General features: G+C 43.6%; 2 protein-coding genes. Both read right to left on the bottom strand.

Annotation, left to right across the window (positions count from 1 at the left end; genetic code table 11):
* Positions 1-48 precede the first annotated feature (48 nt).
* Positions 49-567 (bottom strand): DUF2878 domain-containing protein, encoded by a 519-nt coding sequence (locus tag KDK16_RS00415; RefSeq protein ID WP_257274204.1) that lies wholly within the window; start codon positions 565-567, stop codon positions 49-51.
* 296 nt (positions 568-863) lie between these two features.
* Positions 864-1,123 (bottom strand): tyrosine-type recombinase/integrase (locus tag KDK16_RS00410; protein WP_257274203.1); only part of this gene is annotated, 260 nt, incomplete at its 5' end.

Genomic DNA, 1,123 nt, shown 5'->3' with positions numbered 1-1,123 from the left:
CCATTAAAATCAGACTGAACATCATGATCGATTTTGGGGGTGAAGACATTAGCATAGAGATTGCATCTGTTTCCTTTCTATATAGCCAATCAGAGTCAATAAAACAGCCCAGACCAAGCCTTCCAGCAGCAGCATTCTCTCCATCGGGATCAAGAGCTGAGACCCGGATAACTTAATGCCTGCCCAATAACTGAATGGCACAATCAGTAATCCTACCAGTGGTGGTAACCAAGAGGTCTTAAATACCCAGTTCATCGAATGTTTCAGAGTCGTCGCGAAGGCAATCCATAAAACGCATAGCCAGATTGGAATCATAAAAGTATTATCATTGTGATATTCAATCCACCCTGTATTCATAATCAAACTGTCAGCGATGATACCAACGACTGGTACGGCAAAGATCAGTCGTAACTCTTGTTCATCGGGTTTCATGAGCGAGAAGTGCGCAACAAGCAAGAAGGCTAACGCCAATAGCGCATACAGATTATTGCCTTGTACAGCAACAAACCAAACCAGCTGAAACAACAAGGCGTTAAGAACTAATAAATGCTTACTTTCTTTAGCCATAATGTATTGACCCTGCCTGCACTCATCGCCGCTCCGGTAAACCATATAACTTCGTTCCTTATCATGCCTGCCAGCCAATATGTTGTTATGTCATTTTCTACGTATAGGTGTTATGAATGGATCACGGAAAATATAAGGCAGCCAAAAATAAGCACTACTACCTATCCTTCAATAAGTAATAGTGGCACAATGTCGCTCAATAGAATCTATTCAGCCAGACAGGCAGGAAACTGTTGAGCCAGTGAGTAGGTGCTCTTCAGCCGTTTCGGGAAACACCTCGGGCGGTAGCGTGCCACTCATATTTTGCACAAAGGACTCTTTACTGCATGACCACCACGGTTTAGAACATGAGTGTAGATCTGGGTTGTCTTCAGGTCTCTGTGTCCAAGAAGCTCCTGAACCGTTCGTATATCGTAGCCATCATCAAGCAAATGGGTAGCAAAAGAATGTCTGAAAGTATGGCAGCTTCCTTTCTTTTCTATACCCGATAACTCAATGGCTCGTTTTACCGCTCTTTGCAAAGTACTGTCATCAATATGATGGCGTCTCTCGCGGC

Source organism: Endozoicomonas sp. SESOKO4, assembly GCF_024606275.1.
The sequence above is the reverse complement of the archived record's forward strand: the minus strand, read 5'-3'. Positions and strand labels throughout refer to the sequence as shown.